The sequence below is a fragment of the Martinezella rhizogenes genome (assembly GCF_000799715.1).
Lineage (GTDB): Bacteria > Pseudomonadota > Alphaproteobacteria > Rhizobiales > Rhizobiaceae > Rhizobium > Rhizobium rhizogenes_C.
This window is the reverse complement of sequence record NZ_JUHG01000011.1, coordinates 673,910-693,244: the sequence shown is the minus strand read 5'-3', so window position 1 is coordinate 693,244 and position 19,335 is coordinate 673,910. Positions and strand designations below refer to the sequence as shown.

The 19,335-nt window shown below is 59.7% G+C and carries 19 protein-coding genes and 2 tRNA genes; 16 read left to right on the top strand and 5 right to left on the bottom strand.

The window, feature by feature from the left end; genetic code table 11:
• Nucleotides 1-43: 43 nt before the first annotated feature.
• The 3 genes from EX00_RS07275 (at nt 44) to EX00_RS07265 (ending at nt 2,538) form a co-directional block, all read left to right on the top strand.
• Complete coding sequence (locus EX00_RS07275) at nt 44-508, top strand: Lrp/AsnC family transcriptional regulator (protein ID WP_047455546.1); 465 nt, start codon at nt 44-46, stop codon at nt 506-508.
• Between the two features lie 92 nt (nt 509-600).
• Nucleotides 601-1,155, top strand: a complete 555-nt coding sequence (locus EX00_RS07270; RefSeq protein ID WP_007696917.1) for a PH domain-containing protein — start codon at nt 601-603, stop codon at nt 1,153-1,155.
• Between the two features lie 120 nt (nt 1,156-1,275).
• Nucleotides 1,276-2,538, top strand: a complete 1,263-nt coding sequence (locus EX00_RS07265; RefSeq protein ID WP_047455542.1) for an NAD(P)/FAD-dependent oxidoreductase — start codon at nt 1,276-1,278, stop codon at nt 2,536-2,538.
• A gap of 53 nt (nt 2,539-2,591) precedes the next feature.
• On the opposite strand, the gene EX00_RS07260 is transcribed toward EX00_RS07265, so the two are convergent.
• Nucleotides 2,592-3,635 carry an NAD(P)-dependent alcohol dehydrogenase gene (locus tag EX00_RS07260; protein WP_047455541.1) on the bottom strand — a complete coding sequence of 348 codons (1,044 nt, stop codon included), beginning with the start codon at nt 3,633-3,635 and terminating at the stop codon, nt 2,592-2,594.
• A gap of 206 nt (nt 3,636-3,841) precedes the next feature.
• Here EX00_RS07260 and EX00_RS07255 point away from each other — a divergent pair, with 206 nt between their 5' ends.
• The 3 genes from EX00_RS07255 (at nt 3,842) to ilvC (ending at nt 6,579) form a co-directional block, all read left to right on the top strand.
• Complete coding sequence (locus EX00_RS07255; RefSeq protein ID WP_047455539.1) at nt 3,842-4,750, top strand: AraC family transcriptional regulator; 909 nt, start codon at nt 3,842-3,844, stop codon at nt 4,748-4,750.
• A 115-nt stretch (nt 4,751-4,865) separates the two neighbouring features.
• A complete protein-coding gene (locus tag EX00_RS07250; RefSeq protein ID WP_047457569.1) occupies nt 4,866-5,516 on the top strand; it encodes a TetR/AcrR family transcriptional regulator C-terminal domain-containing protein in 651 nt (216 codons plus the stop codon).
• A 43-nt stretch (nt 5,517-5,559) separates the two neighbouring features.
• A complete protein-coding gene (ilvC, locus tag EX00_RS07245; protein WP_047455536.1) occupies nt 5,560-6,579 on the top strand; it encodes a ketol-acid reductoisomerase in 1,020 nt (339 codons plus the stop codon).
• 55 nt (nt 6,580-6,634) lie between these two features.
• Here the strand turns inward: ilvC and EX00_RS07240 are convergent, their stop codons facing one another.
• From EX00_RS07240 to EX00_RS07230, 3 genes are read right to left on the bottom strand one after another with little or no spacing between them, the layout of a single operon-like run.
• Complete coding sequence (locus EX00_RS07240) at nt 6,635-7,225, bottom strand: class I SAM-dependent DNA methyltransferase (protein WP_047455534.1); 591 nt, start codon at nt 7,223-7,225, stop codon at nt 6,635-6,637.
• 1 nt (nt 7,226) lies between these two features.
• On the bottom strand, nt 7,227-7,607 hold the full coding sequence (locus EX00_RS07235) for a type II toxin-antitoxin system VapC family toxin (protein ID WP_047455531.1): 381 nt from the start codon (nt 7,605-7,607) through the stop codon (nt 7,227-7,229).
• A complete protein-coding gene (locus EX00_RS07230; RefSeq protein ID WP_047455529.1) occupies nt 7,607-7,816 on the bottom strand; it encodes an AbrB/MazE/SpoVT family DNA-binding domain-containing protein in 210 nt (69 codons plus the stop codon). The genes EX00_RS07235 and EX00_RS07230 overlap by 1 nt, the downstream gene beginning before the upstream one ends.
• 232 nt (nt 7,817-8,048) lie before the next feature.
• Here EX00_RS07230 and EX00_RS07225 point away from each other — a divergent pair, with 232 nt between their 5' ends.
• A complete protein-coding gene (locus EX00_RS07225; protein ID WP_047455526.1) occupies nt 8,049-9,278 on the top strand; it encodes an aminotransferase-like domain-containing protein in 1,230 nt (409 codons plus the stop codon).
• Between the two features lie 22 nt (nt 9,279-9,300).
• Here the strand turns inward: EX00_RS07225 and EX00_RS07220 are convergent, their stop codons facing one another.
• Nucleotides 9,301-10,359 (bottom strand): aldo/keto reductase, encoded by a 1,059-nt coding sequence (locus EX00_RS07220; RefSeq protein WP_047455524.1) that lies wholly within the window; start codon nt 10,357-10,359, stop codon nt 9,301-9,303.
• Between the two features lie 176 nt (nt 10,360-10,535).
• Between EX00_RS07220 and EX00_RS07215 the strand changes: the two genes are divergently transcribed.
• The 9 genes from EX00_RS07215 (at nt 10,536) to EX00_RS07175 (ending at nt 18,726) form a co-directional block, all read left to right on the top strand.
• Entirely contained in the window at nt 10,536-11,516 is a 981-nt protein-coding gene (locus EX00_RS07215) for an ABC transporter substrate-binding protein (RefSeq protein ID WP_047455522.1), read from the top strand.
• A gap of 17 nt (nt 11,517-11,533) precedes the next feature.
• The gene (locus EX00_RS07210) at nt 11,534-13,228 is read left to right on the top strand and encodes an ABC transporter permease (protein WP_047455520.1); all 1,695 of its coding nucleotides are present in this window, start codon (nt 11,534-11,536) and stop codon (nt 13,226-13,228) included.
• Entirely contained in the window at nt 13,216-14,247 is a 1,032-nt protein-coding gene (locus EX00_RS07205; protein ID WP_047455517.1) for an ABC transporter ATP-binding protein, read from the top strand. Before EX00_RS07210 ends, EX00_RS07205 begins: the two co-directional genes overlap by 13 nt.
• Before the next feature lie 88 nt (nt 14,248-14,335).
• A complete protein-coding gene (locus tag EX00_RS07200) occupies nt 14,336-15,331 on the top strand; it encodes an isopenicillin N synthase family dioxygenase (RefSeq protein WP_047455516.1) in 996 nt (331 codons plus the stop codon).
• A 48-nt stretch (nt 15,332-15,379) separates the two neighbouring features.
• Nucleotides 15,380-16,492, top strand: a complete 1,113-nt coding sequence (locus EX00_RS07195) for an endonuclease/exonuclease/phosphatase family protein (RefSeq protein ID WP_047455514.1) — start codon at nt 15,380-15,382, stop codon at nt 16,490-16,492.
• Nucleotides 16,489-17,241 (top strand): DNA mismatch repair protein MutT, encoded by a 753-nt coding sequence (locus EX00_RS07190; protein ID WP_047455512.1) that lies wholly within the window; start codon nt 16,489-16,491, stop codon nt 17,239-17,241. The genes EX00_RS07195 and EX00_RS07190 overlap by 4 nt, the downstream gene beginning before the upstream one ends.
• Before the next feature lie 84 nt (nt 17,242-17,325).
• Nucleotides 17,326-18,243, top strand: coding sequence for a PhzF family phenazine biosynthesis protein (locus EX00_RS07185; RefSeq protein WP_047455510.1), 918 nt, complete (start codon nt 17,326-17,328; stop codon nt 18,241-18,243).
• A gap of 125 nt (nt 18,244-18,368) precedes the next feature.
• Nucleotides 18,369-18,444: transfer RNA gene (locus EX00_RS07180), tRNA-Lys, on the top strand.
• Between the two features lie 206 nt (nt 18,445-18,650).
• Nucleotides 18,651-18,726: transfer RNA gene (locus EX00_RS07175), tRNA-Lys, on the top strand.
• Nucleotides 18,727-19,335: the final 609 nt, after the last annotated feature.

Here is a 19,335-nt window from a genome sequence, read left to right as displayed (position 1 = left end):
TGAATGACGCAAAAATACAGCGTCGTCATGGAGATTGCCACACATGCTTGACGAACGCGACCGGAAGATTCTCGATCTCTTGCAGGCCGATGCCGGCATCTCGGTGACGGACCTTGCCGACCGCGTAGCGTTGTCGGTCTCGGCCTCCTCTCGGCGCATCCAGCGGCTGGAGGAAAGCGGCCATATCGCCCGGCGCATCGTCGTGCTCGACCGCGAGAAGATGGGCGTGCCCACGACACTCTACGCGCTGATCAAGACCGCCCACCATGCTGACGAATGGATCGAGAAGTTCCGCAAGGTTATCGGCGATATTCCCGAGATCGTCGAGGCGCATCGGTTGACAGGCAATTATGACTACATCCTGAAGGTCGTGTTGCCTCGCGTCGAGCACTACGACGTCATCTACAAGCAGATCGTCCGCAAGGTGGAACTTTTCGATGTGTCCGCCTCGATCTCGATGGAGGAGCTGAAAAGCGGCGCCTCCATTCCCGTCGGCTATGCGCAATAGGTCCATAGAGTCGCAGGCTGGTTTTGCATATTATCTCAGCGAATTCTCTCAGCTAAGGTGGCATGGCGTGTGTGCTTTAGAGGCAATTTGTCATGAGCAATGCGGACATTCAGAACTATGCTCTGCCCGGCGAGAAGTTGTTGTGGCAGGGCCGGCCGAAACAAGGCCTTATGTTTAGTAGGAAGGACCTGTTCCTGGTGCCGCTTTCGCTTATGTGGGGTGGCTTTGCTATCTTCTGGGAAAGCATGGCTGTGCGCCAGGCCAATGCACCGTTGTTTTTCAAGCTGTGGGGTCTGCCTTTCATCTTGATCGGCTTGTACCTCATCATCGGTCGTTTCGTGCTGGATGCATTCGTCCGCGCAAGGACGCAATATGCGGTCAGCGATCAGCGTATCATGGTCTTGCGTGAAGGCTGGTTTTCCAAACTTCTGACCGTATCGCTGGAGCGGTTGCAGACCCTGGATCTGGATCAGAATGGCAATGGAACGGGTACGATCAGCTTCGGAGACGATGTCCAGATCGGCTATGGCCGCCGTGGCGGCGGTATCGGTCTTTGGACACCCGCGCTTTCGAATACCCCTAAATTTCTTGGTATCGCCGATGTGCGTGAGACATTCGATCTGATCCAACGGGCGCGAAATCGATGATGGCATTCTCGATTATCCCGTAAGGATCACGCCCGCACAGGTGCCATGCATAAAAGGCTGTTGCTGGCTGTTGCCCTCAACTCTACGTATGTGGGGATGCAATAGATACGGGGTGTCGTCATGCAGGATCATCATATCGTCGTCGTCGGAGGCGGTTTCGGCGGATTGCAGCTTGCTAACGATCTGAAGGACGCGCCGGTCCGCATCACGCTGATCGACCGGCGTAACCATCACCTGTTCCAGCCGCTGCTCTATCAGGTCGCGACCACCTTGCTTGCCACCTCCGAGATCGCCTGGCCGATCCGCAACTTTTTCCGGGACCGGCCGGAGGTGACGACGCTGTTGGCGGAAGTCGCTGATGTCGATAGCGGAGCGCATACGGTGACGCTGAGGAATGGCGACACAATCGGCTACGATACGCTGGTGCTGGCGACGGGGGCGACCCATGCCTATTTCGGCCATGATGAATGGGAGCCGGTGGCGCCGGGGCTGAAGACGCTCGAGGATGCGACGACCATCCGCCGCCGCGTGCTTCTGGCCTTCGAGCAGGCCGAGCTGGAAAAAGATCCGGCCGTTCGCGAGGCGCTGCTCACCTTCACCATCGTCGGCGCAGGGCCGACCGGCGTCGAGCTTGCCGGCATCATCGCCGAGCTCGCCCGAAAGACGCTGCCGAAGGAATTCCGCAACATCGATACCAGCAAGGCGAGGATTATCCTCGTCGAAGCTGGCCCACGCGTCCTCTCAAGCTTCGTCGAGGAGTTGTCGGATTATGCCCAAGGGGCGTTGGAAAAGCTGGGTGTCGAACTCCGTTTCGGCAAGCCCGTCACATCCTGTACCGCCGAAGGCGTGACGATCGGGGATACGTTCGTGCCGTGCCGCACCATCGTTTGGGCAGCCGGCGTGCAGGCGTCCCCGGCGGCGAAATGGCTTGATGTTCCCGCCGATCGCGCCGGCCGCGTCGTGGTCGACAAGGAATTGCGGGCGCCGGGCCAGCCGGATATTTTCGTGATTGGCGATACGGCGGCGGTGACGCGCGAAGACGGCAGTCCCGTGCCGGGTATCGCGCCGGCCGCCAAGCAGCAGGGCGCTTATGTCGCCAAGGTGATCAGGGCGAAGTTGGCGGGACGGCCGGCGCCGGGACCGTTTCATTATAAGCACCAGGGAAGCCTTGCTACCATCGGCAAGAGTGCCGCGATCATCGATTTCGGCCGGATCAAGCTTAAGGGCTGGCTTGCCTGGTGGGTCTGGGGCCTTGCCCATATCTACTTCCTGATCGGCACGCGCTGGCGTATCGCCGTTGCCTGGAGCTGGTTGTGGATCTATATCAGCCGCCAGCACAGCGCCCGGCTGATCACACAAAGGGAAACCATGCGCGAGGAATAAAAAAGGGCAGCCGCGATGGCTGCCCTTTTCTTATATGCTTTTCGCGGTGACGCTTAGGCCAGCGAGGCGATATCGATGACGAAGCGGTAGCGGACGTCGCTCTTCAGAACGCGTTCATAGGCTTCGTTGATCTGGTCGATATTGATCTTCTCGATCTCCGAGACGATGTTGTGCTCGCCGCAGAAGTCCAGCATTTCCTGGGTTTCCTTGATCGATCCGATCATCGAGCCTGAGAGGCTGCGGCGGCCGGGGATCAGCGAAAAGGCATGGACCGGAACGGCATGTTCCGGAACGCCGAGCAGCACCATACTGCCGTCGTACTTCAGCAGGTTCAGGTAGGCATTCCAGTCGATGGCGGTGCCGACGGTGTTGAGGATCAGGTCGAAGCTGCCCGCGAGCTTGGTGAAGGTTTCGGCATCGCTGGTGGCGTAGTAGTGGTCGGCGCCGAGCTTGAGGCCGTCTTCCTTCTTCGACAGCGTCTGGCTGAGAACGGTGACTTCCGCGCCCATGGCATGCGCCAGCTTGACGCCCATATGGCCGAGGCCGCCCATGCCGACGACGGCAATCTTCTTGCCGGGACCGGCATTCCAATGGCGCAGCGGGGAATAGAGCGTGATACCGGCGCACAGCAGCGGCGCACCTGCGTCGAGCGGGATATTGTCCGGGAAGGAGAGGACATAGCCTTCCTTGACGACGATCGAGTCGGAATAGCCGCCATAGGTCGGCGTCTCGCCATCGGTCTCAACGTCGTTGTAGGTCTGGACGAGGCCCGGCATGTAGTGCTCGTAGTCCAGGTCGCGCGTGGCGCAGGTTGTGCAGGAGTTGACGAAGCAGCCAACGCCGACGCGATCACCGGCCTTGAACTTCGTCACCTTCGAGCCGACAGCCGTAACGATGCCGGCGACTTCATGGCCCGGAACCATCGGATACTTCGAGAAGCCCCATTCGTTGCGGACCTGATGGATGTCGGAATGGCAGACGCCGCAATATTTGACGGAGATGACGACGTCGTCTTCGTTCGGTTCGCGGCGTTCGAAGGTGAAGGGGGTGAGCGGCTTGGACGCGTCAGTGGCGGCGTAGCCCTTTGCAATAGCCATGGGGGAGTTCCTTTTTGGTAGGATTGGCTTTAGGTAAGGTCGAAATTCTGATGATCGACTATGCGTCGGAAATGGGCGACAGCGTTAGAGCGATCCTGCAAGCTTTGTGTACGATTCTCCGAATCTGGATGAGCGGCGCTCTTTTGAAATAGCGAGCGGACACCTAGATAGGTCCCGAACAAATCCTCGAAAGCGATTGGTTGCGTATGACCCTGCCTTTCAACCCAAACCAGGAACTCGCTTCCATCATCGCTCGTTTCGCCCCTGGCGAAGGAGAGCATCGCACGCCTATAGAGGGCCTTAATCTCTATCGGCAGGCCGCCGCGACCGTGTGGCAACATGGGGCCTACCGGCCCTGCTTTGCCGTTGTGGTCCAGGGGCGCAAGACGCTGACTGTTGGCGCAGATACATACCACTACGGCGTCGGCGAGTATATTCTGACCGCCCTCGATCTGCCCGTATCGACACAGGTCACCAATGCCGGCAGCGAAACGCCCTATCTTTGTTTCGGCATGGCGCTCGACAGCGAGCGGCTGAAGGAGCTGCTGTCGCGCGTCAGTATTCCGCGCGAGGCGGTGACGGCGGAACCCGTGCGTGGGCTGGCGGTCAATCCTGCCTCGCCGGAGCTGCTCGATGCCTCGTTGCGGCTGCTCAGGCTGCTCGACCGGCCGGAGGACATTCCGGCCATGGCGCCGCTGATCGAGCAGGAGATCCTCTATCGCCTGCTGACCGGCCCGAATGGCCCTCGGTTGTTGCAGGTTGCTATGGCGGAGAGCCAGAGCAACAGGGTGGCGCGCGCTGTTGCCTGGATTCGGGGCAATTTCTCCCAGCCGCTACGCATCGAGGAACTGGCGGAGCGCGCCGGCATGAGCGTTTCCTCGCTGCATCATCATTTCAAGGCCGTCACGGCCATGACGCCGATACAATACCAGAAGCAGCTTCGCCTGCATGAAGCACGGCGGTTGATGATCGTGGAGCAGCTCGATGTCGGCTCCGCCGGTCATCGCGTCGGCTATCAGAGCCCATCGCAGTTCAGCCGCGAATATAGCCGGCTCTATGGCCTGTCGCCGCTCCGAGACGTCGAGGGCATGCGCAGCCCGATCGCCGCGGAATAGTTTCACGCGTTTTATTGATGCGGTGCAGCGACGATTTTCGCTTGACGCTCGCTCTGCCCTGCGCCATAACGCGCCACGAACCGTACCGTACGGTACTCATTTGAGGGTGGACATCGTGCTCAGCGAAGCAGGACAGTCGAGCGAGTTTTCGCCGCGCCAGAACGCCGTTCTGGAGCAGGCGTTGCGTTTGCTCGTCGATGGCGGCGAAAAGGCGCTGACGACCTCGGGCGTCGCGCGCGCCGCCAATTGCTCCAAGGAAAGTCTTTATAAGTGGTTCGGTGATCGCGACGGCCTGCTGTCGGCGATGATCACCTTTCAGGCAAGCAAGGTGCGCACGTTCGAGCGCAACGGCGAGCGGCTGACGGCGGCGAGCCTGCACGATCATCTGGTGGTTTTCGCGCGCGATCTGCTGGAGGTTCTGGCGGGTGATGTGTCGCTGGCGTTGAACCGACTGGCGATCGGCCAGTCGAACCGCGACGGCTCCAAGCTCGGCAAGCTGCTGCTGGAGCGCGGCCGCCGCCAGATCGACCGCCGCGCCAGCGGCCTCATCGATGCCGGGAAGCGGGCGGGGTTGCTGCGCTTCATGGACGCCGACGAGGCTTATCACACGCTTTACGGGCTCATCGTGTCCGATCTGCATGTCCGCATGCTGCTCGGCGAGCCCGGTTTGAAGGATACAAGCCGACAGGCGGAGAGGGCGGTCAGCGCTTTCCTTGCGCTTTACGGCACGGAAAAGGTTTTGGCGGAAGCGGCAGCGACCGTCTGAGAAGTTTCAATTGACACCAGACAAGCAAAGGGAAGGACAAACAATGCGCGTCTATTACGATCGTGATGCCGATCTCAATCTCATCAAGTCGAAGAAGGTTGCCATCATTGGCTATGGTTCGCAGGGTCGCGCTCATGCGCTGAACCTGAAGGACAGCGGCGCACAGAACGTTGTGATCGCGCTGAAGGCCGGTTCGCCGACCATCAAGAAGGCCGAAGCCGATGGCTTCAAGGTCATGACGGTTGCCGAAGCTGCCGCCTGGGCTGACCTGATGATGATGGCGACCCCGGACGAGCTTCAGGCCGACATCTACAAGGTCGACATCGCTCCGAACATCCGTGACGGCGCTGCGATTGCTTTCGCACACGGCCTCAACGTTCACTTCGGCCTCATCGAGCCGAAGGCTTCGGTCGACGTCGTCATGATCGCTCCGAAGGGCCCGGGCCACACGGTTCGCGGCGAATACCAGAAGGGCGGCGGCGTTCCTTGCCTCGTTGCCGTTCATCAGAACGCTTCCGGCAATGCTCTTGAACTTGCTCTCTCCTACGCCTGCGGCGTTGGTGGCGGCCGTTCGGGCATCATCGAAACCAACTTCCGCGAAGAGTGCGAAACCGACCTCTTCGGCGAACAGGTCGTTCTGTGCGGCGGTCTCGTCGAGCTGATCCGCGCTGGTTTTGAAACCCTGGTCGAAGCCGGTTACGCACCGGAAATGGCCTATTTCGAGTGCCTGCACGAAGTAAAGCTGATCGTCGACCTGATCTATGAAGGCGGCATCGCCAACATGAACTACTCGATCTCGAACACCGCTGAATGGGGCGAATACGTCTCCGGCCCGCGCATCATCACGGCCGAAACCAAGGCTGAAATGAAGCGCGTCCTGAAGGACATCCAGACCGGCAAGTTCACCTCGGACTGGATGCAGGAATACCGCTCGGGTGCAGCCCGCTTCAAGGGTATCCGCCGCCTGAACGACAGCCATCAGATCGAAGAAGTCGGCGCCAAGCTGCGCGGCATGATGCCCTGGATCGGCAAGAACAAGCTAGTCGACAAGAGCGTCAACTAAGCTTTTCGGCGATTATTGGAATGGGAAAGGCTGGGGCGAGAACTCCGGCCTTTTTCTATTTCCGCGCTTTGACATAGAGCCATTTTGTTGGCTTGCCGTCAAAACCGCCACCGTCGGCCTCGGTCATCGCTATGTCTCTCCAGCCGCCTTGATCGAGCAGAGCCGTCAGCCATGCGACTGAGGGGTAGTTATAGTACCGGCCGAACGTATCATGGCCTTCGGCTTCGCCGGCTTTGAAGCTGGCGTGGAAGATACCATCGTCTTTCAGCGCGCGGTGGATTCGATCGAGAATATCGGGCAGGGCGGCGCGAGGTACATGCAATAGGCTGGCTTCGGCCCATATGCCATCGTGAGCGTCTTCGATATCGAGCGTTTCGAACCGTAGTATCCGCACGGGCCTGCCGATCAGGGCTTCCGCCTGTTTGGCAAGCTTGGTCGAGCCATCGGTCGGCGTCACATTGAAGCCGCGTGACAACATGTAGGCCGCGTCCTGTCCAGCGCCGCAACCAAGTTCAAGGATGAATGCGTTTGAAGGAAGAGCGGCGAGGAAGGCATCAAGCCGGCTTCGCGGCAGGTTGCGTTCGCGCGTTGCGTAGAGGGCGGCGTTGTCGTCGTAGAAAGAGGAGGTGGGGTCGTCGTTTGTCATGTCAAACTATTGCCTTCGGGAGATAAATTACGTTTTCCAGCCCCTTGAAATGCGCGTCGCAAGTCAGGACATCGGCCTCGTGCTGGAGGGCGGTCGCATAGATGATCGCGTCGGCCGTGGTGAGCTTGTGTTGCATGGCGACCTCAGCGGCGCGACGCGCGATAGCGGTGTCCAACGGCACGACGTTGCATAGCATTGTGTAGGCGATGAAATTGTTCAGTGCGTCTTCGCCTTGTTCGCGAAGCAGCCATTTGGAAAGTTCAAGCTGGACAATCGTTGGAACGATGCAGTCGCCGGGTTCTGGAATTTGATCGGATAGCTGCTGTCCGAGAGGGCTATCAAGAATCCATTCGATCCACGCGGAACTATCGACCACGCGCATCAGAAACGGTCGTCCCGATCACGGTAGTTCTCCGGATTTGCGCCACGCACCATGCCTTTGAGATCTGCCAAAGTTGGAACAGGCATAAGGAGTACGCCTTTGCCTTTCGGGATGAATACGAACTCTTGGCCCGCGCTCCAGTGCTGCTGCTCGCGCACTTCTTTTGGGATCGATATCTGAAACTTCGATGAGAGGGTCGCGGTTGCCATTCTTACGTTTTTCCTATCGATTGATATTGCGTAAGAATAACACTTAAGCAGAGGAATGTGTAGGTCCTTTAGGAAGCGTGAAATCGGCGTGCGACGTTGGCTGAGTCACATCGCTTCCAGCGATCAATTCCGATTGCTTGTCACCGTCACAAACAAAATAGGTCAGCATTGTTGACTTATCTTTTGTTGCGTGTTTTGGTGCTGCAAAGACCAAAAATTACGAGGAAGCCCCATGTTGAATTGGGAGAATATCTTTGCGACGCGTTCCAGCCGTATGCGCGCCTCCGAAATTCGTGAACTTTTGAAGCTCCTGGAGCGACCGGACATCATCTCTTTTGCCGGTGGCATTCCCGATCCCGCATTGTTTCCGGATCAGGAATTCAAGCAGGCTTATGCGGATATTTTTTCCGGTCCGGCGGTCAACGCGGCGCTGCAATATTCGGTCAGCGAGGGCTATAAGCCGCTGCGCGAATGGCTGGTCGGCCAGATGGTGGCGCTTGGCGTTCCCTGCGAGCTCGAAAACGTCTTTATTGTCTCCGGTTCGCAGCAGGGGTTGGACTATCTCGGCAAGCTGTTCCTGTCGCCGAAAGATACGGCGCTGGTGACCGCGCCGACCTATCTCGGCGCGCTGCAGGCCTTCAATGCCTATGAGCCGACCTACGATCAGCTCACACCCGGCGGCAACCGCACGCCGGCCTCCTATCGCACGGCTGCCGAGCAGGCTGGCGGTAGGGTGAAATTCGCCTATCTCTCCGCCGATTTTGCCAATCCGACCGGCGAAACGGTCGATCTCGCCTCCCGCGAAAAGCTGATCGACCTTGGCGACGAACTGGATATCGCAATCATCGAGGATGCCGCTTATCAGTCGCTGCGTTACGACGGCGAGCCGGTCCCGCCGATCCTGGCGCTGGAAATCGCCCGCAAGGGCCATATCAACGACACGCGCACGATCTATTGCGGCAGCTTTTCCAAGACCTTGGCGCCGGGTCTTCGCGTTGGCTTCGTCGTTGCCAATGCGCCTGTTATCCGCAAGCTGGTGCTGATGAAGCAGGCGGCCGACCTGCATTCCTCGACCATCAACCAGATCGCCATCCATCAAGTCGCCGAGCGTGGCTTCGACGCGCAGGTCGCCAAGGTCCGCAAGGCCTATAGCCACCGCCGCGACTGCATGCTGGCCGCGCTTGCCAAATACATGCCTGAAGGTACGAGCTGGACGAAGCCGGAAGGCGGCATGTTCGTCTGGGTCACCCTGCCGAAGGGCATGGACGGCGCCAAGCTGCTGGCGAAATCGCTGGAAACCGCCAAGGTCGCCTTCGTGCCCGGCCAGGCCTTCTTCGCCGATGGCTCCGGCCCCAACACCTTCCGCCTCAGCTTCTCCTGCGCCAACGAGCAGATGATCGACGAGGGGATTTCGCGCCTCGGCAAATTGGTTGCAGGTGAGATCGGGGCGATGGCGGCGTAAGCCGCCACGCCATTTTCCCTACTTACTTCGCCAAATGCGGCGCGATCAGCGACAGGTCGGCCTCGCTGAGACGGTCGCTGGCCGTATTGCGCTGGTGCCAATAGGGGTAGAGCAGCGGCAGCAGGCTGACATCGCTGAGGCGCTTGCGCTCTTCGTCGGTCAGCTTCAGCTCAGCGCTGGCAAGGTTGTCCTTGAATTGTGCCTCGGTGCGTCCACCGATGATGACCGAGGTGACAGCCTTGCGGCCGATCAGCCAGGCGAGCGCCACTTGCGCGGCCGAGACGCCGCGGCCATCGGCGATCTCCACCAGCGTATCGACGATGTTCCACAGGCGGTTCTCGTCACGGATCGGCGGCTCGGTCCAACCGGCGAACTGGCGGGTGCCTTCCGGCGTCGCCTGGTTGCGGCGGTGCTTGCCGGAGAGAAGGCCACCGGCGATCGGGCTCCAGACCAGTACGCCGAGGCCCTGGTCGATACTGACCGGCAGCAGCTCGTATTCGGCATCGCGGGCTTCCAGTGTGTAGTGGATCTGCTGGCTGACGAAGCGCTGGTACTTGTCGCGCTCGCTGACGCCGAGAGCCTTCATGATGTGCCAGGCGGAGAAATTCGAGCAGCCGATATAGCGCACCTTGCCCTGGCGGACGAGCGTGTCGAGGGCTTCCATCGTTTCTTCGAGCGGCGTCTGTCCGTCCCATTGATGCAACTGATAGAGATCGATGACATCGGTCTTCATGCGCTTCAGGCTGGCCTCGCAGGCCTGGATCAGATGCTGGCGCGAGGAGCCGGCATCGTTGACGCCATCGCCCATCGGGAAGCGAGCCTTGGTGGCAATCAGCACGCCATTCTTGCGCGGGCCTCCAATGATCTCGCCAAGAATCTCCTCCGATGCGCCCTGCGAGTAGACATCGGCCGTGTCGAGCAGGTTGACGCCGGCATCGAGGCACATGTCGACCAGCCGCTTCGCCTCGCTGACGCCAAGATCGCCGACGGTCTTCGCCCAGCCAACGCCGCCGAAGGTCATCGTGCCCATGGTGATGGTGGAAACTTTGAGGCCGGAACGGCCAAGCAGACGATATTCCATAGATTTATCCTCCAAAAATCAGATCTGAAATTCGTGCGCTAGGAAATAGGGCGGGGCGGCGATGGTCAAGGTCGAATGATAGTATGAACGGTACTGACACTCTAAATTGAACTGTCACAATCATGTTAAGCCGCACGTCTAAGGAACGCTCCTGATCACACAGTCGAGGACGCTCCATGAAGACGTTTGTTTCCGCTTTCGCCGGCCTCCTGGTCGTTGCTCTCTTCTCCGGTTCGGCCGCCGCCGCCGACCTCGTCCTCTATACCAGCCAGCCGAATGCCGATGCGCAGGCGACCGTCGATGGCTTCATGGCCGCCAACCCCGGCATCAAGGTCGATTGGGTTCGCGACGGCACGCCGCAGATCATCGCCAAGCTGCAGGCGGAAATCCAGGCCGGCGCTCCGGTTGCTGACGTTCTCCTGATTGCCGACACGGTCACGCTGGAGCGTCTGAAGGAAGCCGGCAAGCTCTTGGCCTACAAGTCGCCGGAAGCGGTGAACTACGATGCAGCGCTCTATGACGCCGGCGGCTATTATTATTCCACCAAGCTGATCACCACCGGCATCGTCTACAACACCGCCGCTTCGATGAAGCCGACGAGCTGGCGGGACCTGACGAAGCCGGAAGCCAAGGGTCTGGTCGCCATGCCGAGCCCGCTTGCTTCGGGCGCGGCACTCATCCATGCGCAGACGCTCGCCGGCGTCGGCAGCCTCGGCTGGGATTTCTATAAGAACCTTGCTGCCAATGGCGCGGTTGCCGCCGGTGGCAACGGCGCAGTGCTGAAATCGGTCGCGTCGGGCGAGAAGGCCTATGGCATGGTCGTCGACTACATGCCGATCCGTGAAAAGGCCAAGGGCGCGCCGCTGGAGTTCGTATTTCCGACCGAAGGTGTTTCGGCCGTGACCGAGCCGGTCGGCATTCTTGCCAGCGCCAAGCATGCGGATGCCGCCAAGAAGTTCGTCGATTATGTCCTCTCCGAAAAAGGTCAGGAAGGCTTCGTGAAGCTCGGTTATATCCCGGCCCGCAACGGCATGGCGCTGCCCGCCGGTTTCCCGGCGCGTGACAGCATCAAGGTTTTGCCGTTGAATGCTGCCGAAGCCCTGAAGAACACCGATCAGGACCTGAAGACCTTCTCCTCCTATTACGGATCAAATTGATCTGATCTGGACAGTCGATGTACGGATATATGCGTAAGGGAAACAGCCAGCCAGCCTGGCTGTTTCCTTTTGTCGTCACCATCGTGATGCTTCTGAGCGTGCTGCCGCTGGCGCGGCTGGCGGAGGCCGGTATAGCGGCGCTGCTGCGCGGCGGCGCCTATGAGCTGATCACCGATCCCGCCCTCTGGCGTTCGGCTTGGTACACCGTCGAGACGGCCGTGCTCGGCACGATGATTTCCGTGCTGCTCGGCTGCCTCTTCGCTTTCCTGCTGACTTTGACCGACATGCCGGGCAGGGGGCCGCTCGGCTTCCTCTTCGTGCTGCCGATGATGATCCCGCCGCAGGTGACGGCGCTGGCATGGGTGCAGATGTCCGGCCCATCGAGCCCGCTGTTGAAGGCGCTGCATATCGCTCCACCGCTCGGCTCGCCGCAACCGCTCTATTCGGTCGGTGGCATTGCGTTGCTTTACGGCGTGCAGCATGCGCCGCTGGTCTATCTGGCGCTTCGAGCCGGGCTGATGGCGCTGCCGCGCGATGGCGTCGAGGCGGCGAGATTGTCAGGCGCTTCCGGGCTGCGCGTCTTTCGCGACATTATTCTGCCTCTGTCACTGCCTGGCATGATCGCCGGCGCTGCGATCGCCTTCGTTTCCTCTGTCGGCAATTTCGGCATTCCGGCGATCCTCGGAATACCGGCTTCGATTTTCACGCTATCGACATTGATCTTCACCAAATTCTCCACCTTCGGTCCGCGCACCTTTGGCGATATCGCCCTGCTGTCGGCGATGATCGCGATGATTTCGGTCGCTGGCCTTGCAGTTCAGGGCAGGGCGTTGAAGGGGCGGGATTATCGGGTGATCGGCCTGTCCGGCGCATCCGCCGCCTTCTCGCTCGGTCGCTGGCGTCTTGTTGCCATGCCGCTGCTCTGGGCGATCCTGTTCATCATGCTGGTCGCGCCCTTCTTCGCGCTGGTCGCCGGAGCACTGGTGCCGGCCTATGGCGTGCCTCTGAGTTTCAAGACGGCGTCGCTGCATGCCTTTGCTGAAATCCTGTTCCGCCAGACGGTGACGCGCACCGCCTTTTCCAACTCCCTGTTTCTGGCCGGAACGACGGCGCTTGGTCTCCTAGCGGTGACAATCCTTACGGCTTATGCGCTGACAAAGCGGAAGGACATGCTGAGCCGCATCGTCGGCGGCCTGATCGAGATCCCCTATTCGCTGCCGGGGATCATTATCGCCGTCTGCTTCATCCTTGTTTTTGCGGCCCCTTTGCCGATCCTCAACGTTACGCTCTACGGCACGATCTGGATCATTCTGCTTGCCTATTTCTCAGCCTATTTCGCCGTCAGTCTCAAGCCGGTGATGAGCGCCTTCCTGCAGCTCGATCCCGCGCTGGAAGAGGCCGCGCGTCTGTCGGGCGCGGGCTTCTTTCGCCGTCTCTTTGATATCATCGTGCCGCTGATCGCGCCGGCGGCAGGGGCCTCGGTGATCCTGGTTTTTCTGATTGCCTGCAACGAGCTGACGGTCTCGGCCCTGCTCTGGTCGGCGGGGACGCAGACGCTGGGCGTGGTCATCTACAATCTCGATGACGGCGGCAGCTCCGATCTTGCCTCCGCCATGTCGGTCATCGTCATCGCCATGGTCGTCAGCATGATGCTGCTGCTGGAAATCCTGGCCAAGCGCCTGCCGAAGGGAGTGGTGCCGTGGCGAAGCTGATCCTCAATCACGTCAGCAAGGATTTCGGCACGGGCGGTCACGCCGCCGTCCATGCTTTGTCGCTGGATGTTCGCGAAGGCGGTTTCCTGGCGCTGCTCGGGCCGTCCGGCTGCGGCAAGACGACGGTGCTTCGAATGATCGCCGGCTTCGAGCAGCCGACGGATGGTTCTATCCATCTCGGCGAGCGCTTGCTGGCTGATGCCGCCCATACGCTGCCGCCGGAGCGGCGCAACATGGCGATGGTGTTCCAGTCGTACGCGCTCTGGCCGCATATGAATGTTGCCGACAATGTCGGTTATCCGCTGAAGGTGCGCGGCATCTCCGGTGAGCGCTACCGTCAGAAGGTGCGCGAGGCGCTGTCGACGGTGCGGTTGGAGGATTATGCCGAACGGCGGCCCGCCGATCTCTCCGGCGGCCAGCGCCAGCGTGTGGCGCTGGCGCGCTGCCTGGTGACATCTCCCGATGTTGTGCTGCTCGACGAACCGCTCGCCAATCTCGACCGTCACCTGAAGAAGGAAATGGAGGAGACGTTCCGTGAATTCCATCAGCGGTCCGGCGCCACCATGGTCTACGTCACCCATGACCAGAGCGAGGCCATGGCGCTGGCGACGGATGTCGCGGTCATGTCCGAGGGGCGGTTGCTGCAGGTCGCAGCACCGGCGGAGATCTATGCGCGGCCTGAGGGGCGGCTGGTCGGCGGATTGGTCGGTCAGGGCGCAATCCTGTCGCTTGCCATTCCGGATGGCAGGCCGCGGTCGATCGACTGGCCGGCGCTGAAAACGATCTGGAGCGGGCAGGAGGCGAATATACCGCGTGCCGATATCCTCGTTCGACCAGAGGACGTTGTCGCCGATGCAGAGGGTATCGGATGCCGGGTAGACTCCGTTCTCTATGAGGGCGAGCGCTATGCGCTACGGTTGTCACTGCCGGACGGCCAGGTGTTGAGAGCCTATAGTCGTGATGCGGTGAAGCCAGGCGATGCCTATGCCGTCGCCATCCGCTCGGCTTGGCGGCTCTGATCGATGCAGCAGAGCGGAAAGACAAGACGGTTGTTCGCTGCCTCCACCTGTGCTTGATTTGCCTGATCTCAAGAATGGGAGTCGCGCCATGTCCGACCAGAGCTTCCCGATTTTCGACCTTGGCGCTTTCGAGGCGGCTGGCGATCAGGAGAAGAAGCGGCTTGGCACCGAGGTTGACGGGATCTGCCGTTCGACCGGCTTCCTGGCGATCGCCAATCATGGTGTCGATGATGCCGTTGTCGAGAGTGTCTGGGCCAAGACGCATGCCTTTTTCGATAGGCCAGCCGACGTCAAGCAGCGGGTGAGGGCGCCTTATGCGGGCTATCCCTATGGCTACCTCGGCCCCGGCACCGAGGCATTGGCGAAGTCGCGCAATGTCGATACGCCGCCCGATCTCAAGGAAAGTTTCAACGGCGGACCGCTTGCCGTGCCGCCTGATATGACCGATCCCGAGGCGCTCGGCTTCTGCTATGCCGCTACCATCTGGCCCGAAGGGCCTGAAGGCTTCGTGGACGCGTGGAAGGCCTATTACCGTTCGATGGAGGATCTGGCGCGGCGGATCATGCGGGTTTTTGCGACGGCGCTCGGTCTCGACGAGCATTTCTTCGACAGTTACGTCGATACGCCGATCAGCGCGCTCCGGGCCCTGAACTATCCCGAGCAGCGTGTTGCGCCGCAGCCGGGCCAGCTGCGCGCCGGCGCGCATACCGATTACGGCAGTCTGACGATCCTTTTGCCGCAGCCGGGCTCCAAGGGTCTGGAGATCATCGCTCCGGATGGCCAATGGACGCAGGTGCCGCCGGTAGCGGGTGCTTTCGTCATCAATATCGGTGACCTGATGGCGCTCTGGACGAATGATCGCTGGGTCTCGACCGTGCATCGGGTCGTCAATCCGCCGCCGGAAGAGGGCGGTATGCAGCGGCGCCAATCGCTGGCTTTCTTCCATCAGCCGAACTGGTTTGCCGAGATCGCCTGCCTGCCGTCCTGCTTGCCACCGGGCGACGAGCCAAAATACGCGCCGGTGCTCTCAGGCCCCTATCTCATGGGCAAGTTCAAATCGACCGTCACTGCCAAGGCCGATTGATATGTGCGAACCGAGCCAACCCCCGATCCCCATAATCCGGAATGCTTCATGTCCCTGCGTCTTGCCACTTTTAATGTCGAAAACCTGCTGACCCGTTTCGATTACACCGGTTTTCGCAATCAGCTGCGGCAGGACCGCGTGCTGAAGCTGTTCGATGTGAAGAACGAGAATATCTACCAGCAGCTTGAAGCCGCCCGCGTGGTGGCCGCGACCGACGACACACGGCAGATGACGGCGCTCGCCATCGCCGATGCGAATGCCGATATCATCTGCCTGCAGGAAGTCGACAGTATGGCGGCGCTGCAGGCCTTCGAATATGGCTATCTCTATCGCATGGTCGGCAATGGCTATCGCCAGAAATTCCTGATCGAGGGCAATGATTCCAGGGGTATCGACGTTGCCGTGATGATGCGGGAGCAGACGAGCGACGGACAGCCGATCGTGTTGAACGACATCAAAAGTCACGCCATGGTGACTTATCGCGATTTCGATCTGTTCACCGACGAACTAGCGGCGCTCGGCCTTCATGAGGACGACAAGATCTTCAAGCGCGACTGCCTGGAGCTTGACCTGACCATCGGCGGCGTGCCGTTTTCGCTTTATGTCGTGCATCTGAAGTCGATGGGCCCGGCGCGGGAGGGCGTCGATGGCCGCCAGTCGACCATGCCGGTGCGCCGTGCCGAGACGCTGGCGGTGCGCCACATCATCGAGACCCGTTTCGGCGCCGGTCATACGGCTGCCAAGAATTTCGCCATTTGTGGCGACATGAATGACTATCAGGAACGTGTCGACGTCATCGGCACACGCCACACTGGCTATCGTTTCGAGCACCGGGATGAAGAGGCGAGCGCGCTCGATGTGTTCAGCGAGGACGGTTTCGTCGAAAACGTCATGCGGCGGCGTGACGAGCTCGACCGCTGGACTCTCTATCACGCGCGCGGGCCGCAGGAGCAATGGCTCTGCCAGCTCGACTATATTTGGTTGTCTCCGGCCTTGGCGCGCGCCAATGCGGCGCGGTTGCCCGACGTCGTCCGTTCCGGGCAACCCTTTCGCACCATCTTTCCGCCCGGACAGGAGGTGGAACGCTATCCGCGCACGGGCTGGGACAGGCCGAAGGCCTCCGATCATTGCCCCGTCGTCATGACATTGGATCTCTTATGAACTCCGCTTTTAAATTGCAAAACGACATGGCCGGCTGGCCGCCGGAAAAGACCGTATTTCCGGTCGCGCGCATCGATCTCAAGGTGATTGCCGGTGACCATCCCTTTCATCTTGGCGAAGCCGAGGCGGTACGAGACAACTGGAAGATAGAGATTGCCGCCAATCCAGCGCTCTACGATGGCCGCATGATCTTTCAGCGCCGGTTGTCGGTCAGCGAGCAGGGAGTGCAGGGCGAAGCCTATGTGACGCAATTCTCCACATTTATGTGGTGGCGCAAACAAAAAGACCGCAGCGGTGGCTTCCATGTTTTCGCCTTTCCGGTCGCGGTCTCCTCCGATGGCGCAATCATCGCCATCCGTATGGCGCAGCACACCTCCAATCCCGGCCAGGTCTATTGCGCGGCGGGATCGATGGATGAAAACGATATCGTCGACGGCCGCTGCGATGTCGAGGGTAACATGCGGCGCGAGGTGATGGAGGAAACCGGCCTCGACCTCACCGAGGCCGCCGCGGAGCCCGGCTATTACGCTGCACACGCGAATCGTTCGCTCACCCTGTTCCGTGTCTTCCGCTTTCCCTGGACGGCGGATGAGATGCTAGAAAAGATCAGGGCACATATGCTGGTGGACGAGGAGAAGGAGATCGACGATGCGGTGGCGATCCGTTCGGCGGATCCAACGGCGCATCACTACAATGTGGCGATGCTGCCGATCCTTGCATGGTTCTTCGATCGCGGGGAGCAGCTTTAGCTTGCTCTCAAGTGTGTTGCCGTTATGAATGGGCGCGCAGGGATGGCAGGTACAGTCTAAAGTCATATGAGGGAGGAGCCAGGGGTGGCCCGCAGCTTCAGTGTCTATGATGTGTTCACCGACAGCAGGCTCGCGGGCAATCCGCTGGCCGTGATCTTCGACGCCGAGGGCCTGAGCGACGAGGCGATGCAGGCGATCGCCAAGGAAATGAACCTTTCCGAGACGGTCTTCGTTCTGCCGCCACAGAACCCGGCGCATACGGCGAACCTGCGCATCTTCACACCGGGACGCGAGTTGCCTTTCGCCGGCCATCCGACCGTCGGGACGGCAATCGCGCTGGCCGAGCGGGCACATGCCAGTCATGGCGGTGAAATCGATCTGGTCTCGGTGCTGGATGAGCGGGTGGGACCGGTGCGCTGTGCGGTCAGGCTCCGGCAGAAGAAAGCAAGTTTTGCCGAGTTCGACCTGCCGCGAAAATCGCAGCAGATCGTGTTGCCGCTGGACAAGGCCGATATCGCCAATGCGCTGAGCCTAAAGATCACCGAGATCGGCTTCGAGAATCACGTACCCTCGATCTGGAGCGCCGGCGTGCCGTTCCTGCTGGTGCCGGTGCATGATATCGGAGCGGCCGAGCGGCTGGAGTTCGATCTTCAGCTTTGGGAAAAGATGGTCCCCTTCGTCGATGGCGCGCTCGCCTCCGCCTTCGTCTATTGTCGCGGTGCCGTTAATCACATGGCGAAGTTTCATGCTCGCGTGTTTCCGGTCGGAATGGGCATTGTTGAGGACCCTGCGACAGGATCGGCCGCAGCCGCGCTCTCCGGCGCGATTCATCAGTTCGACCGGCTGCCGGATGGGCATCATCCCGTTATCATCGAGCAGGGAGTCGAGATGGGTCGCCCGTCCTTCATCCACCTTCATATCGATGTCGATGGCGGCGAGATCGCCAATGCGCGGATTGGCGGTCAAGCGGTACGTGTTGCGACCGGAATTCTTGAGCTTTGATTTTATTTGGTTTTTTTCATTATACGAAATTTTTTTGACGAATAACCAAAGAAAATGCGTCTGTCCGCTAGACAATCAAACCGATCCTATTTATATGCCCGTTCACACCGCCAGCGAGCGGTTACGGGTGATTAGCTCAGTTGGTAGAGCAGCTGACTCTTAATCAGCGGGTCGTAGGTTCGAACCCTACATCACCCACCAAATTCTCCTAGGTTACATTGGGATAGAGGCGTCAGTTTAAGCTGTCGGCCTTCCCTTGTGATTTTTTTCCTTTGAGGGAACTCAACGCCGTAAAGCTGTAGGCATCATCGGTTTGAGAAGGTCGACCTGATGATAATGCATCTGGCCGCTAGACAATCAAACCGATCCCATCTATATGGCCATTCAAACCGCTAGCGAGCGGTTACGGGTGATTAGCTCAGTTGGTAGAGCAGCTGACTCTTAATCAGCGGGTCGTAGGTTCGAACCCTACATCACCCACCAAATTCTCCTGAATTACATAGGGATAACGGCGTCAGCTCAACCTGGCAGCCTTTCTTTTTGGTGTTTGGTTTTCGTTTGCAGGATCTCAGGACAATAAGGCTATAGCCATCATCAGCTTGCAGATCGGGCCGAAGAAGCCGATCAGATGATCACGCATGAGCCGCTTCATCCATATAGACGCTAGTCGGCGCGCTTTTTTAAAGTCAGGATTGGGAGATTTTCGCAGGGAAAGCGCGAAAATGCGGGCGACAGTGCGCGCCAGGCGTTCAACCAATCGACATTGGTGTCAGCGCTTACCTAATGCCTCTTATGGCCGCCACTTTCCATCACGCTGAAGACGAAGATCACCACCAGAAGCAGGATCAGCGTATAGTCGAAGGCGGATAGCATGTGGAGCAGTTCCATGATGTTTCTCCTCCCAGAGAACATGAGTCAGAACAATCATTAGTATGTTCTTTTATTGGGTGTATGCCAAGGTTTTTACATCCTGCGGTGCAATAGCGCTGTTGTGCGCAGCACAAAGAAGTATTTGTTCGCAAAGGCGATATCGGCTTTTGCCGCTGTTGCGCTTGCTTGTGGGAACCATCGGCTTGCCGCGGCATTCTATTG